Origin of the sequence: Candidatus Chlorohelix sp. (assembly GCF_037138995.1) — a bacterium.
Lineage (GTDB): Bacteria > Chloroflexota > Chloroflexia > Chloroheliales > Chloroheliaceae > Chlorohelix.
Window position 1 is genome coordinate 24,225 of sequence record NZ_JBAXHI010000039.1, and the last position, 11,974, is coordinate 36,198.

Annotated in this window: 10 protein-coding genes, 1 tRNA gene and 1 pseudogene; 1 reads left to right on the top strand and 11 read right to left on the bottom strand. The window is 47.3% G+C overall.

Annotated elements, in window-relative coordinates; genetic code table 11:
- Positions 1-4: 4 nt before the first annotated feature.
- The 4 genes from WCK19_RS14955 to WCK19_RS14970 form a co-directional block, all read right to left on the bottom strand.
- A complete protein-coding gene (locus WCK19_RS14955) occupies positions 5-1,384 on the bottom strand; it encodes a cytochrome ubiquinol oxidase subunit I (protein ID WP_342398197.1) in 1,380 nt (459 codons plus the stop codon).
- A gap of 292 nt (positions 1,385-1,676) precedes the next feature.
- Complete coding sequence (gene leuD / locus WCK19_RS14960) at positions 1,677-2,282, bottom strand: 3-isopropylmalate dehydratase small subunit (protein ID WP_342398198.1); 606 nt, start codon at positions 2,280-2,282, stop codon at positions 1,677-1,679.
- A 10-nt stretch (positions 2,283-2,292) separates the two neighbouring features.
- A complete protein-coding gene (gene leuC, locus WCK19_RS14965) occupies positions 2,293-3,741 on the bottom strand; it encodes a 3-isopropylmalate dehydratase large subunit (RefSeq protein WP_342398199.1) in 1,449 nt (482 codons plus the stop codon).
- Positions 3,742-3,847: 106 nt separating this feature from the next.
- The gene (locus WCK19_RS14970) at positions 3,848-4,315 is read right to left on the bottom strand and encodes a hypothetical protein (protein WP_342398200.1); all 468 of its coding nucleotides are present in this window, start codon (positions 4,313-4,315) and stop codon (positions 3,848-3,850) included.
- 346 nt (positions 4,316-4,661) lie between these two features.
- On the opposite strand from WCK19_RS14970, the gene WCK19_RS14975 reads away from it, so the two are divergent.
- On the top strand, positions 4,662-5,687 hold the full coding sequence (locus WCK19_RS14975; RefSeq protein WP_342398201.1) for a J domain-containing protein: 1,026 nt from the start codon (positions 4,662-4,664) through the stop codon (positions 5,685-5,687).
- Positions 5,688-5,700: 13 nt separating this feature from the next.
- Here the strand turns inward: WCK19_RS14975 and WCK19_RS14980 are convergent.
- The 7 genes and pseudogenes from WCK19_RS14980 to WCK19_RS15010 all read right to left on the bottom strand — a co-directional run bounded on the left by WCK19_RS14980 (position 5,701) and on the right by WCK19_RS15010 (position 11,735).
- Positions 5,701-5,774 (bottom strand) — tRNA-Pro (locus tag WCK19_RS14980).
- A gap of 130 nt (positions 5,775-5,904) precedes the next feature.
- On the bottom strand, positions 5,905-8,160 hold the full coding sequence (locus WCK19_RS14985) for a glycosyltransferase family 87 protein (RefSeq protein ID WP_342398202.1): 2,256 nt from the start codon (positions 8,158-8,160) through the stop codon (positions 5,905-5,907).
- 45 nt (positions 8,161-8,205) lie between these two features.
- Entirely contained in the window at positions 8,206-9,432 is a 1,227-nt protein-coding gene (locus WCK19_RS14990) for a CaiB/BaiF CoA-transferase family protein (protein WP_342398203.1), read from the bottom strand.
- A gap of 20 nt (positions 9,433-9,452) precedes the next feature.
- Positions 9,453-10,160 (bottom strand): tetratricopeptide repeat protein, encoded by a 708-nt coding sequence (locus WCK19_RS14995; protein WP_342398204.1) that lies wholly within the window; start codon positions 10,158-10,160, stop codon positions 9,453-9,455.
- 122 nt (positions 10,161-10,282) lie between these two features.
- Positions 10,283-10,567: pseudogene (locus WCK19_RS15000) on the bottom strand (redoxin domain-containing protein); the annotation flags it as partial.
- Positions 10,568-10,579: 12 nt separating this feature from the next.
- The gene (locus WCK19_RS15005; RefSeq protein WP_342398205.1) at positions 10,580-10,843 is read right to left on the bottom strand and encodes a hypothetical protein; all 264 of its coding nucleotides are present in this window, start codon (positions 10,841-10,843) and stop codon (positions 10,580-10,582) included.
- A gap of 22 nt (positions 10,844-10,865) precedes the next feature.
- Entirely contained in the window at positions 10,866-11,735 is an 870-nt protein-coding gene (locus tag WCK19_RS15010) for a cytochrome c biogenesis protein CcdA (RefSeq protein WP_342398206.1), read from the bottom strand.
- Positions 11,736-11,974 lie beyond the last annotated feature (239 nt).

An 11,974-nucleotide genomic window follows, 5' to 3' on the forward strand; every position in this document is an offset into this window, starting at 1 on the left:
CCTCCTAGTATGCGCCCACTAAATCGGCTTCTTCAGGGTTTCCCGGCTTGGCGCTTGCACCATCTCGTGCATACTTAGCCAAAAGATACACATCAACCACTGCTAACGCCCCGTACAGTAAGGTGAATATCACTAATGAAATGAGAACCGACTCCGCACCCACTGAGGTAGAAACACCTTTTTCAGTAGTCATCACACCAAACACTATCCACGGTTGCCGCCCGATTTCGGTCATCATCCAACCTGCGGTATTGGCAATATACGGCAAGGCAATCGCAAATAGCATTAGCTTTAGATACCACGAACGCGCGGTAAGCTTGCCAGACATTACCAAATACAAGCCATAGAGGGAAAGCAATATCATTAATGTGCCAGAGCCTACCATAGAGCGGAAACTCCAGTAAACCACCCATACCGGCGGTACATAATCGCCGGGTCCATAGGTTTTCTCATACTCTGCTTGAAGGTTATTAATACCCTTCACTTCACCCGTTGTACTGTTGTATGCCAAGATACTGAGCAAGGTAGGTATCTTTATTGAAAATACGTCTTTGTTAGCAGTTTCATCGCCGATAGTAAAGAGGGAGAACGAAGCCGGCGATTCGGTATCCCACAAAGCCTCAGCTGAAGCTATTTTCATGGGCTGGGTTTTCACCATATGCTGTGATTGAGCGTGACCAACCAAAGCTACCAACACGGTGGCAATCATAGCGGTAGCCATCGCAATGCTGGCAGATTTGCGGAAAAGGTCAATGTCGCCCTTTTTACGTAGCAAATGCCACGCGCTGATACCAATTACAAAGAACGAGGCAGTGACAACACCGGCTGTAAAAACGTGCGGGAACTGCATCCATAAATTTGAGTTGGTTAAAAGAGCGCCGAAATCGGTCATTTCAGCGCGTCCGTTTCGCAAGGTGTAGCCAACCGGTTGTTGCATAAACGAGTTGGCAATCAAAATCCAAAAGGCTGAAATATTGCTGCCGATTACTACAAGCCAGATTGAGGCAAGGTGTAAGCCTTTATTTAGCCTGCCCCATCCAAATATCCAAACGCCAACGAAGGTGGATTCCAAAAAGAACGCCAGCAAGGCTTCTATTGCCAAGGGCGCTCCAAATATATCACCTACGAAACGAGAATATTCCGACCAGTTCATTCCAAATTGAAACTCTTGTACGATACCGGTAACTACGCCCATTGCGAAGTTAATCAAGAACAATTTACCCCAAAATTGGGTCATACGCTTGTAAGTATCGCTATCAGTTCTCACATAGGCGGTCTGGAAAATTGCTACTAATAACGAAAGACCAAGTGTAAGTGGTACGAAGAAAAAGTGATAAACCGTAGTGATGCCAAACTGCCAACGCGCCAGCATTAGAGCATCCATGCCAACCTCCTTTATACACGAAACAATGCTTTTGTTTCACAGCTTGAATCGAGAATACCCCCAGTTGGTAAAAGGCGTAGTAATATTTGGTAAAATCAAGGTAAATACTAAGTTGAATCGGCAATTATGCCAATTTGTTTTCCTTATAGCAATGCGATAAAACGATTCGCATTGCTAAGAACCCGTATTGTAGCTCTGTAGGAGTGACCTCTGTGTCGTGATAAGGGATTCGGGAAGGGCGTATTCAAATACTACGTCCTTCCCTTTTTTTACCAGCGAGTGGTAGCTTTCCCTATAACCAAGGAGTAGCCTCGCGCCGTACCGCTTCAAAAGCGGCGATTTTATCATCGAAGCTCAGAGTCCAACCTATGTTATCTAACCCATTTAATAGACATTCCTTCTTGAATGGGTCTAGTTGGAAAGAATAGGTTTTACCGCCCGCCACATTAATTGTTTGATTGGGCAAATCAATTTGAATCCGCAAACGCGGCTCTGCTTCTATCTCCTCAAAAAGCTCATCCACTGCCTCTTTTGGAAGCGTTATCGGCAGCATCCCGTTATTAAAGCAGTTGTTGTAAAAAATATCGGCGAAGCTAGGCGCGATGATGCTGCGAAAGCCATATTCATTCAAAGCCCACGGCGCATGCTCACGCGAAGAACCGCACCCAAAATTATCACGCGCTACCAAAATAGTGGCGTTTTGATAACGCGCTTGATTGAGCGGGAAATCAGGGTCAGGCGAACCATCGGGCTTGTAACGCCAGTTTGCAAACAAACCTTCTGCCATGCCGGTGCGCTTGATACCTTTGAGATATTTCGCTGGAATAATTTGGTCTGTATCAACATTGGCACGATTAAGCGGCATCACAACGCCGTTTAGATTAACGAAGGGTTCCACTTTTATCCTCCTAAAATTCCCATTCGCGAACATCTACGAAATGTCCGGCTATAGCGGCGGCGGCAGCCATTGACGGGCTAACTAGATGGGTGCGACCACCCTTGCCTTGTCTCCCCTCGAAATTGCGATTAGAGGTGCTGGCGCAACGTTCGCCTTCTTCCAGTTTATCCCCATTCATCGCTAGACACATGCTACAACCGGGTTCGCGCCAATCGAAGCCCGCTTCCTTAAATATTACGTCAAGCCCTTCATCAATAGCTTGTTGCTGAACCAAACCGCTACCCGGAACTACCATCGCCCAAACTCCTTCTGCTACCTTGCGACCTTTCGCTACCCGCGCTGCAAGACGCAAGTCCTCGATTCGGCTATTGGTGCAACTACCGATAAAAATTCGGGCGAGTTTAATGTCTTGGATTTTGGTGTTTGGGGTCAATCCCATATACTGGAGAGCGCGGTACGTGGCATTCCGAAGATTGGCATCTTCCAAACTTTCGGGGTCTGGCACGTTTCCGGTTACAGGCGCAACCATGCCGGGAGTAGTACCCCATGTGACCATCGGCGCAATATCGGCAGCCTCAAGCAGCACCACATTATCATATACCGCGCCTGAATCACTGGGAAGGGTGCGCCAATAAGCTGCCGCTGCCTCCCAATTAGCCCCTTGCGGAGCATAGGGACGACCCTTCAGGTAATTGATAGTGGTGTCATCCGGCGCAATCAAACCGGCACGCGCCCCCGCTTCGATTGTCATATTGCAAACGGTCATTCGCCCTTCCATAGAAAGAGCGCGGATGGTGCTTCCGGTAAACTCAATGGCATAGCCTGTACCGCCGTCAGTTCCAATTTGACCGATTATATAAAGCACAATATCTTTGGCAGTGCAACCGGGAGGTAGCGTCCCCTCTACTCTAACTTCCATAGTTTTTGGCTTTGTCTGGAGCAGACATTGGCTTGCCAGCACATGCTCAACTTCGCTGGTTCCAATCCCGAAAGCTAACGCGCCAAATGCGCCATGCGTGCTGGTATGGCTATCCCCGCAAACGATAGTCGTTCCCGGTAGGGTGATGCCTTGCTCAGGCGCAGTTACGTGTACAATCCCGTTACGGGTATCATCCACCCCAAAAAAGTTAATGCCAAATTCGGCGGCATTTTGCTCCATAGTAGCAATTTGCAAGGCGCTTTCTTTGTCAATAACCGGCACATTGCTACGTTTCCCATAATTCCCCAGTGGCGTGGTGGGGATACTATGGTCTATCAAGCCAAAAGTGAGGTCGGCGCGGCGAATCCGCCGTCCGGTAACACGCAAGCCTTCAAATGCTTGGGGCGATGTCACTTCGTGGGTAAGGTGACGATCAATATAAATCAGGGTAGCCTGACCGGGTTCTTCCCTTACGACATGGCTTTCCCATATTTTCTCAAAAAGGGTACGCGGTTGAACCGCATTAGATGGATCACTCATGCGCTATCCTCTCTCAAGCTAGAATTAGCCATATCCGCAGCGCGGAGGCGAATATGAATATTAAACAAGTAGGTTAAGTTCAAATCTTTGCAAAACTAGAGCTATATTACCATCCGGCTTCAGGCGGCGAAAACGAAGAATTTTCTTGCTCTTCCTCCTCTGAAGCCTCAGAATTTTTGGCTACCAAACGAACCCTCAAAATTTTATTCAAATAATTTAACTTCTGGCGTGCATAATCATTTAACAGTTTGTATTCTGGGTTAGTCGCAATAACTTCTTTAAGCATAGTTTTGTGGCACACATCATAGACCCGCATAAGCTCATTCGCGCTAATCCCTGAACGCAAACGCTCGGTTGCCACATTGTCTAAATAATTTACCATAACCCAATTGCTATTAGCCTCTATCGACGCTATAACGGCTTCCAAACTATGCTTAAGTTGTTCGCATAAAGTTTCAAGCGGGATAGCGCTATAAGTTGGAAAATGGTCTTTATCTTCAAGTATCTGTCGAGCAGCAGCGTAACATATTTCAGACAGCCTTGCCTGAAGCACATCCGCTAATTGATTGTGCATATTTTACCAGCTACTAATAACATAAACAGTTTGGGTAACTAATCACCCCTAGCCCACTCAATGGCGAAAAGAGCGAGGGCGAAAGTATAGGAGACACCCCTATGAACCCGGCGTGGATTTCCCTGTACCACCTTTCGGTAGTCTTTTATCCGGGCTGATTAGCTACTAATTATTGACGCTAATTTTAGGCGATATAGACGGAATATGTCAATTTGGCAAGTTCGTTAATCAGGGCTGTTTCTGACCACTTGACATATAGAAAAGATGTTCGTATAATCCACAAGAACATTTATTCTCTACCGTGTCTCCAATTAAAATTTAAAACCAATAGTCAGGATAAGCTTAAATGCAATCTACTGCGGAACAATCCCGGTATATACCTAACACTGATGAATGGCTTGCTCAAGACCTTTATGAAATTTTACAGGTCAGCCCTAGGGCTGAATTCGAGGTAATTGAGGCTGCTTTCCGCCGTTTGGCATTAAAATACCATCCAGATCGCAACCCTACTCCGGCTACAACCCACCGTATGCAAGAAATCAATCGTGCTTATGCGGTGTTGAAAGACCCATTGCAACGTACTCAATACGACTCGCTGCGTTTGCAAACTACACCTGAGCCTTTTTTTCGTTATGGTAGCGCCCCGGTAGAGGCTGAGGCGGTAGCAACGGAACCCGCGCCATGTGAAACACCAGAAGAATATGTAGAATCCGATTATGATTGGGAAAGCCTTTCATGTGATAGGTCGGAAAGTATCCCGCTTTGGAAACGCAATCTGCTATATCTGATGGTGGGCTTTATCCTAACGCTACTGCTCATAACCGCTATCAGCGTGTTCGCGCAAAGTAGCTCAGCAGATACCACTACATCCAGACCTATGCAGCTACAGCCAGCTAACACGCTTTTTTCTGACAATTTTGAGGTAGCCGGTAGCGCGAACTGGACGTTGGATGAGCCATGGCATCTTACTACCCGGATGTCTGCCAGTGGGTCTTATGCGCTTTGGTTTGGCGAGGAGAATTACGGGCGTTATCGCATCGGTTTGAATGCTTCCGCCAATCTTTTGCGTCCTTTAGATTTGGGCGGTATCGAACATCCCGCCTTGTCTTTCCAGATAACGGGGCAAACGGATAACCCACAACGGGTAAACGATCAGGATACCTTGCTGGTAGAAATAGCCCAACCGGGTCAAGCCTTTGCTACGGTGCAAACGGTAAGTGGATTAATCAGCAATTGGGAAACGATACGGGTAGATTTGAGCAAATGGAGCGGGAAAGTAATACAAGTAAGGTTGCGTTTTGTGAGCGGAGTGGGAAATGTAGGAAATGGCTATGCCGGGTTCTTTGTGGATGATTTCAGAATAGAGCGGTAATTGTTAATTTAAGTCGGGGCGAGAGGATTTGAACCTCCGGCCTCATCGTCCCGAACGATGCGCGCTACCGGGCTGCGCTACGCCCCGACGTTTTTAACGTCCGAAGTATAGCGCTTAACCTTATTCTTTGCAAATAAAAAACCGAGTTGTTTTCCTCTTACCTAATTCACCCTACCTATAACGGCTATTACTAATTTAACACTTAAGTAATGGTAGCTCAGTTGGAAATGCTGACCACTTTTTCCGCCGTATAGGTAGGTTTGGCAACTATTTTTGTGTTAGGGCGATATTTTAGTATTGTGTTGATATGGAGCGCCCATAGCGCGAAAAGTGCGAAAAAGAAACCGCTGCTGGCAATTCGCCCTAACCCGTAGGCTCTGTCGGGGAAAAACAGAAAATCCTGATCAAAAGCCATTATCCCGTAAGCCATGCTGAAGATAATGAGCCTCCACCCGGAGCGACTACAGCTGAGATTTACCGCTATCACCACGATTGCGCCTAAAAGCATTATCGTATAATGCTTCCAGATAAAGGGCGAAATCACCATGCTTGTTACTAAAAGCGCATTGAACTTGAGTAAATTTGCTTGCCAATCGTGAGAAGGACTGCGCCACAGGGCAAAAAGGGTAAACCCAAGCATGCAGAGGCTGAAGCCATAGCCAATCGGCATTAATTCAGTGGGGAAGTTTTGGGTGAAGCTTTTCTGAACTTCGTCAACGCCCAACCGCCCTAAAAAGCCCCAGAAAGATTGCCCCACTAAGCCGATTTCAGGCTGATTTACCCCCCACATGGCTTTTGAGTAGTAGTACCAGAGGTTATCCCAGCCCACCGCCGCTATAACCAGCCCATTTACCACCAATGACCCGGCTACCAGACCGAGTAAGCCGCGCCAGCGTCGCTCTACCAGATAATAGAAAGCGGTTATCCCCGGCAATAGCTTTAGCCAGATGGGAAAAGCCAGAATTGCGCCGGAAAGCGTATCGTGTTTATTTTTTATGAGCAGCGTGGTCAATGCCATGAATAGTAGCAATATAATGTTGGGCTGTGCCAAATCCATGTTAAATGCCAGTTGGCGGAAATTCAGTATCAGAAACAGTACCAACGGTAGGCGGTATTTAAGCGTTCCGGTTAGCTTGTATAGGATGAAAATAATCGGGATTAGCAATAATTCATTGACGATGCGCCATATGTATAATGCGCTCTGCACATCTGCGCCGTAAAAACGTAGCAAAAGCCAGTATAATAGCGCAAAGGTAGGGGGTGTGCGTACCGAAGACCCCGGCGAGGCTATAATGTCCTTGAGGTCGAATAGCGGTTTGCCATTCTGTTCCATCAAGACTTGTGGATTATAATACACCCGAAAGTCGAAGCCGTGATAAAAGCTGTCAAAAACCGCAATCCAGTTGAGACAGGCGAATGAAACCGCCGCCGCTATCACAAAAATCCACACCAGCAGCGGTTCAAAATATTTACGGGCGAAAAGATGCGCAGCAATGGCAAGCAGTAATGCCCCGGTCTGTGCAGCAACTACTGCTGTATCGCCCCATTTATTCAAATCAAGGCGATTAAATACGACCTGCACTACCGATAACACTCCCATGAAGCATGCCGCATATATAAAAGGCGCGGGTACGTCGGGAGCGCGTTCGGTAAAGAGTTGCGCCAACCGGAAAGCCAGCCATGTTACCCACAGTGTTATCGCCCACGGTAGGTAAGCGGTTTCCACCAATTCCTGCCAGCTTATAAGGCTGGAAATTATGATAATGGAAGCGGCAATCTGAATCCCTATGCTTAAGCGTAAACCTGCCCCTAAAAGCCGTACCCACCGTTCAATCGCCAGTGCAATAAGGCTGACCAGTAAAGGTAGCAGCAGGGTAGCCAGCCAACCCTTAACTCCGTAAGCGGTGTAATCCGGCTCGAATTTGAGGTTGTAAAGAACCAGACCTAGCGTGCGTTTGTCCCCGTTGCCGGGCTGGAAACTTGTGCTGGATTCTATCAAGAGATGCACCGAAGTGTTGGGAAGCGAATAACGCGCCGGTATTGAGAAAGCAATGTCTTTACCATCGGCGGAAGCGGGCAAGGAGAATTGACCCAATTCGTAAGTGCTGCGATTATCGGCAAGGCTGATAATCAGCATGGTAGCGGGTTGCTCCGGCTTAGAATTCGGGCGCGGTGCGCTTACCCTGATAGTGGCTTTCCAAGGAGTAAGAAGCAATACCTCCGGCAAATCTAGTATTGCTTCTTTTGTAGTCCAGCGGAAGGAATTATCTTCGTTGGGTTTTGTATCTCGGCGAGTTTCGGAGATATAAAACCCGTTATTATCCGGCGGCATATACATTTTATCAATGCGGTTTGATGCGCCCACATCAATAAAAAAGGTGTTAGTGGCAATATTCGCCACCCACGCGGTTATGAATATTACGGCGCTTAGAAGCAGGGGAATAATTAATGCTTTGTGTTGCTTAAAGAGCATCCGCCAAACAGCCTCCGAACCATCTTTAAAACCTGACTTCAAAATCTAAATGGCTTTTTCTTTTTTCAACCGCTCTATTTCAGAAGCAGAAAAGCCTAACCCACCTAGTATTTCAGCGGTATGCTCACTAAAACTAGGCGGAGGTACGCGCAATACATCTTTAGCGGGCAAATCATCCATTTTCATTGGGCAGCCCAGTTGCTTGATGCGCCCGGCTTTGGGATGCTCTATCTCTGTTACAAAGCCCCGCGCCTGTAATTGCGGGTCGTTGAGAACCTCGTCAATCTCATAAACAGGTCCCACGCAGGTTTCTTCTCCAGCTAGTAGAGTCAGCCATTCGTCTCGTGTCTTTTGTTTGAAGCGGGTGGTGAAAGCGGTTCTTACTTCGTCAGCGCGTTCACCTTCGCTCTGCAAATTGTTTTTATATTGTGGCAACTCTATCAAATCGCACATACGCTCGAAGAATTTCGGCTCAAGCGCTCCCACCGTGAGCCATTTACCGTCTGAGGTTTCATACACGCCATATTCTGGCAACCCCCCGTTTAACCTACCGCGTCCACGTTTTTGGGTTTCGCCTTTGGCAAAATAATTACCTGCCATATAGGTTAGCCAACTTGCCACACCTTCGGTCATGGAAACATCCACAAAACGTCCTTCGCCTGTGCGATGTCGCCCTTCTAACGCTGCTAGAATTCCCACTAATGAGAGTATGCCGCCTCCGCCTAAATCGGCAATTTGCACCCCCGGCAAGGCTGGCGCTTCTCCGGCGCGTCCGGTTTGTCCCAATGCCCCTGCGTATCCGATATAATTCAGGTCATGCCCGGCGCGTTGGGCATAAGGACCATCCTGACCGTAGCCGCTAATGGCACAAAAAATCAAGCGCGGGTTGATTTTTTTCAATTGTGCATAGCCCACTCCCAGTTTGTCCAATACGCCCGGTCTGAAGCTCTCCATTAAAATATCCGCATCGGCTACTAACTTTAGGAAAATATCGCGTGCCTCTGGGTGCTTTAAATTCAGGGTTATGCTACGCTTGTTGCGATTTAGCGCCAGAAAACTTGCCCCTTCGCCGTTGATATAAGGTCCTTCCCAGCGCATATAATCACCCAGTTGAGGGTCTTCTACTTTCAGCACATCCGCGCCGAGGTCGCCCAGCAGCATAGTGGCGTATGGTCCGGGCAAAAGCCGAGTCAAATCAATAACTTTAATACCCGCTAACGGCAAATTTGGTTTCTCTTTGAGCAATTGTTCGGCATAGGGAAAAGTATCCATGTCTAATAATCTCCTGAGATTTAAGCCTCGTTATCTAGCGCTTCAATTATTTCTTGTGCCTGTGTAGCCAGCAACCCATCCAAGTCATCGGTCATCAGCAGGAAAGCCTGCAAATCGGCGCGAGCGGGCAATGCTTTCTCCAAATCCATATATATCAGGGCGCGGTAGAAATAGGCATCGGCAGCCCCGCGCGGGTCAATTTCAAGCGCGTGAGAATAATCCTTCAAGGCTTCAGGATATTGCTCTAACTGGTGATAAGCCAATCCACGCGCAATATAGGGACCCGTAACAGCTACGCCCGTGTGTAATTCGATGGCTCGCGTATTATCGGTAACGGTTTCTTCAAACTGATGGTTTTGGAAATAGATACCGCCTCGCCGGAAATAGGCTTCAGCGTCTTCCGGTTTAAGCTCAATCGTTCGATTGTAAAAAGCCAACGCTCCTTCAAAATCACCGATATTTTCGCAGATTAAGGCGCGGTACAAATAAACTTCAGCCTTGCCCGGTTCGAGGTTTTGCGCTTTTTCCAGAACAGCGATTGCTTCCTCGTAGCGTTCTAGCTTTAGCAACGCCACCCCGCGCCCCTTCAATACTTCTGCCCGTTCTGTGTCAGGCGCAAGCGGTAGCAACTGCTCGAACAAGTTCAGCGCGTATTGCCACTCCTCGTTAACCAGCGCCAGTTCAGCCTGCGCTATTAGCGATTTAAAATCCGAGTCCGGTTGTGCCATACCAACCTTTCAGGTTTGAAAAATCTTATGAATTATATCGCTTAATATTATCACAAACCACGCAAGACAGCCCAATAAAAAAGCCCGCATCCCTTATTAGAGGCGAGCGATAGAACCAACGTTTAAAGAATTTTGGAAAGCTGGCTTTTCATCATTTCAGGCGTTACCAATCCCGGCACAATTCCGGTTATAACCCCTTCCTTGTTGATGAAAACGTTGTAGGGATGATATGGGGCGCGAAATAAGGTGATTAGGTCGCCCGTTTTATCAATAGTCAGTGGAAACGGAACTTTAAACTCGCTTTTAAAGCTTGCCACTTCTTGCTCGGTTTCTCCCCAATCTACGCCCACTATTGTCAGATTGGCTTTGTTATCGTTATAAGTCTGCACGAAGTCAGGAAACTCCTGACGGCAACTCGGTCAATAAACCGACCAAAAACTTACAATAACCCCTTTGCCTTGTAGCACGCTTAACTGTAATGTTTCGCCGCTAATCGTTTGAGCGGTAAAGTCAGGGGCAGTAAACCCTATCGCAACTTTTACCGGCGGCTTTTCTTTTGTTAGTTTGGAGCTTGCTGTTATTTGTGAATTGGCGGTAGTATCGCCACAGGCAAACAAAGCTAACGCAAGTAGCAGACTTAAAAGCGTTGCTGCCCACCTCATGTTTCTGTGTTTGGAGTACATCTATATTGCATAACCCCCTGAGCTAGAAATACCTGAATCTGGAAAGCTCTTGCGTGATTGCGCTCAAATTGTTAGTGATTAATAGAAGTCCGACCAAGAGTAATAGAATCCCGCTGGCAATTTCAATAATTTGGTAATGGCGGCGCAAGCGAGCGATAAAACCCAGCATGCGATTGAAAAACAAACCTGCCAGTATGAAAGGAATGCCTAACCCTGCCGAATAAACTAGCATCAGGGTTGCGCCTTCCCAACCATTACTTTGTTCCGCTGTGAAGATAGCGGCAGTGAGGAAAGGACCAACGCAAGGTGTCCAGCCAAAGGCAAACGCGCCTCCCAGAAAATACGCGCCAATATAACTGGCTCGCTTGATGCGATTCAGGTTGAAGCGGCGTTCCATATCGAGAAAGCCGATTCGGAAGATGCCCAAAAAATGCAAGCCAAAGAATATTACCAGTAAACCTGCTGCGATACGCACCGGAGTTCGGATGTCGCCGAAAATATCTGTGATGAGATTGAAAAAGCCGAAAAATAGAATAAAAATAGTGGTAAATCCGGCTACGAACAGCAGAGAGGAAAAGAGGACACGCCGAATATCTGCGCCACTGATTTGCGCTATTTCCTGTTCAGCTTCAATTGGGTTTGTTTCTAACGCCACCGCTCCGCTGTTACCTGAACCCGCAGAAACTGCAATTGCCGGGTTTTTGACGGTGCGGGCGGCTTTTGCTACCGATACCCCGCTTATGTACGAGAGATAGCCCGGCACGAGCGGTAAGACACAAGGTGCGAGGAATGAGAGTAGCCCTTCAAAAAAGGTGGCTATGTAATCCGGCGCACTGGCGGTTTGTGCTACGAGGCTTACTACCAGTTGTTGCTCGAATGGCTGCAAAACCATAAATAATTTCCTCTAAATTTGCATAAAGCTATTAGATACTCTTGGGTAATAATTCTTGCTGAGGATTAGTATAATACAACTTTCCTACAAAATCCTTAAAGATTGCTATAAATTGCAGGGTTGTTGCAAGGTCGGTATTCCAATGTCAACACGCCAAGAAGATTAACCCGTAGGGGCGACGCTGGAGTCGCCCCATAAGCATCAAGCTAAGGGAAAAGAGAGGGAAACAAAGCAGTTAG

What these genes read in the sequence shown, in the direction of transcription:
- WCK19_RS14955 (WP_342398197.1), bottom strand. Translation starts at nt 1,384, where the DNA reads ATGGATGCTCTAATGCTGGCGCGTTGGCAGTTTGGCATCACTACGGTT.
- leuC (WP_342398199.1), bottom strand. Translation starts at nt 3,741, where the DNA reads ATGAGTGATCCATCTAATGCGGTTCAACCGCGTACCCTTTTTGAGAAA.
- WCK19_RS14970 (WP_342398200.1), bottom strand. Translation starts at nt 4,315, where the DNA reads ATGCACAATCAATTAGCGGATGTGCTTCAGGCAAGGCTGTCTGAAATA.
- WCK19_RS14975 (WP_342398201.1), top strand. Translation starts at nt 4,662, where the DNA reads ATGCAATCTACTGCGGAACAATCCCGGTATATACCTAACACTGATGAA.
- WCK19_RS14985 (WP_342398202.1), bottom strand. Translation starts at nt 8,160, where the DNA reads ATGCTCTTTAAGCAACACAAAGCATTAATTATTCCCCTGCTTCTAAGC.
- WCK19_RS14990 (WP_342398203.1), bottom strand. Translation starts at nt 9,432, where the DNA reads ATGGATACTTTTCCCTATGCCGAACAATTGCTCAAAGAGAAACCAAAT.
- WCK19_RS14995 (WP_342398204.1), bottom strand. Translation starts at nt 10,160, where the DNA reads ATGGCACAACCGGACTCGGATTTTAAATCGCTAATAGCGCAGGCTGAA.
- WCK19_RS15005 (WP_342398205.1), bottom strand. Translation starts at nt 10,843, where the DNA reads ATGTACTCCAAACACAGAAACATGAGGTGGGCAGCAACGCTTTTAAGT.
- WCK19_RS15010 (WP_342398206.1), bottom strand. Translation starts at nt 11,735, where the DNA reads ATGGTTTTGCAGCCATTCGAGCAACAACTGGTAGTAAGCCTCGTAGCA.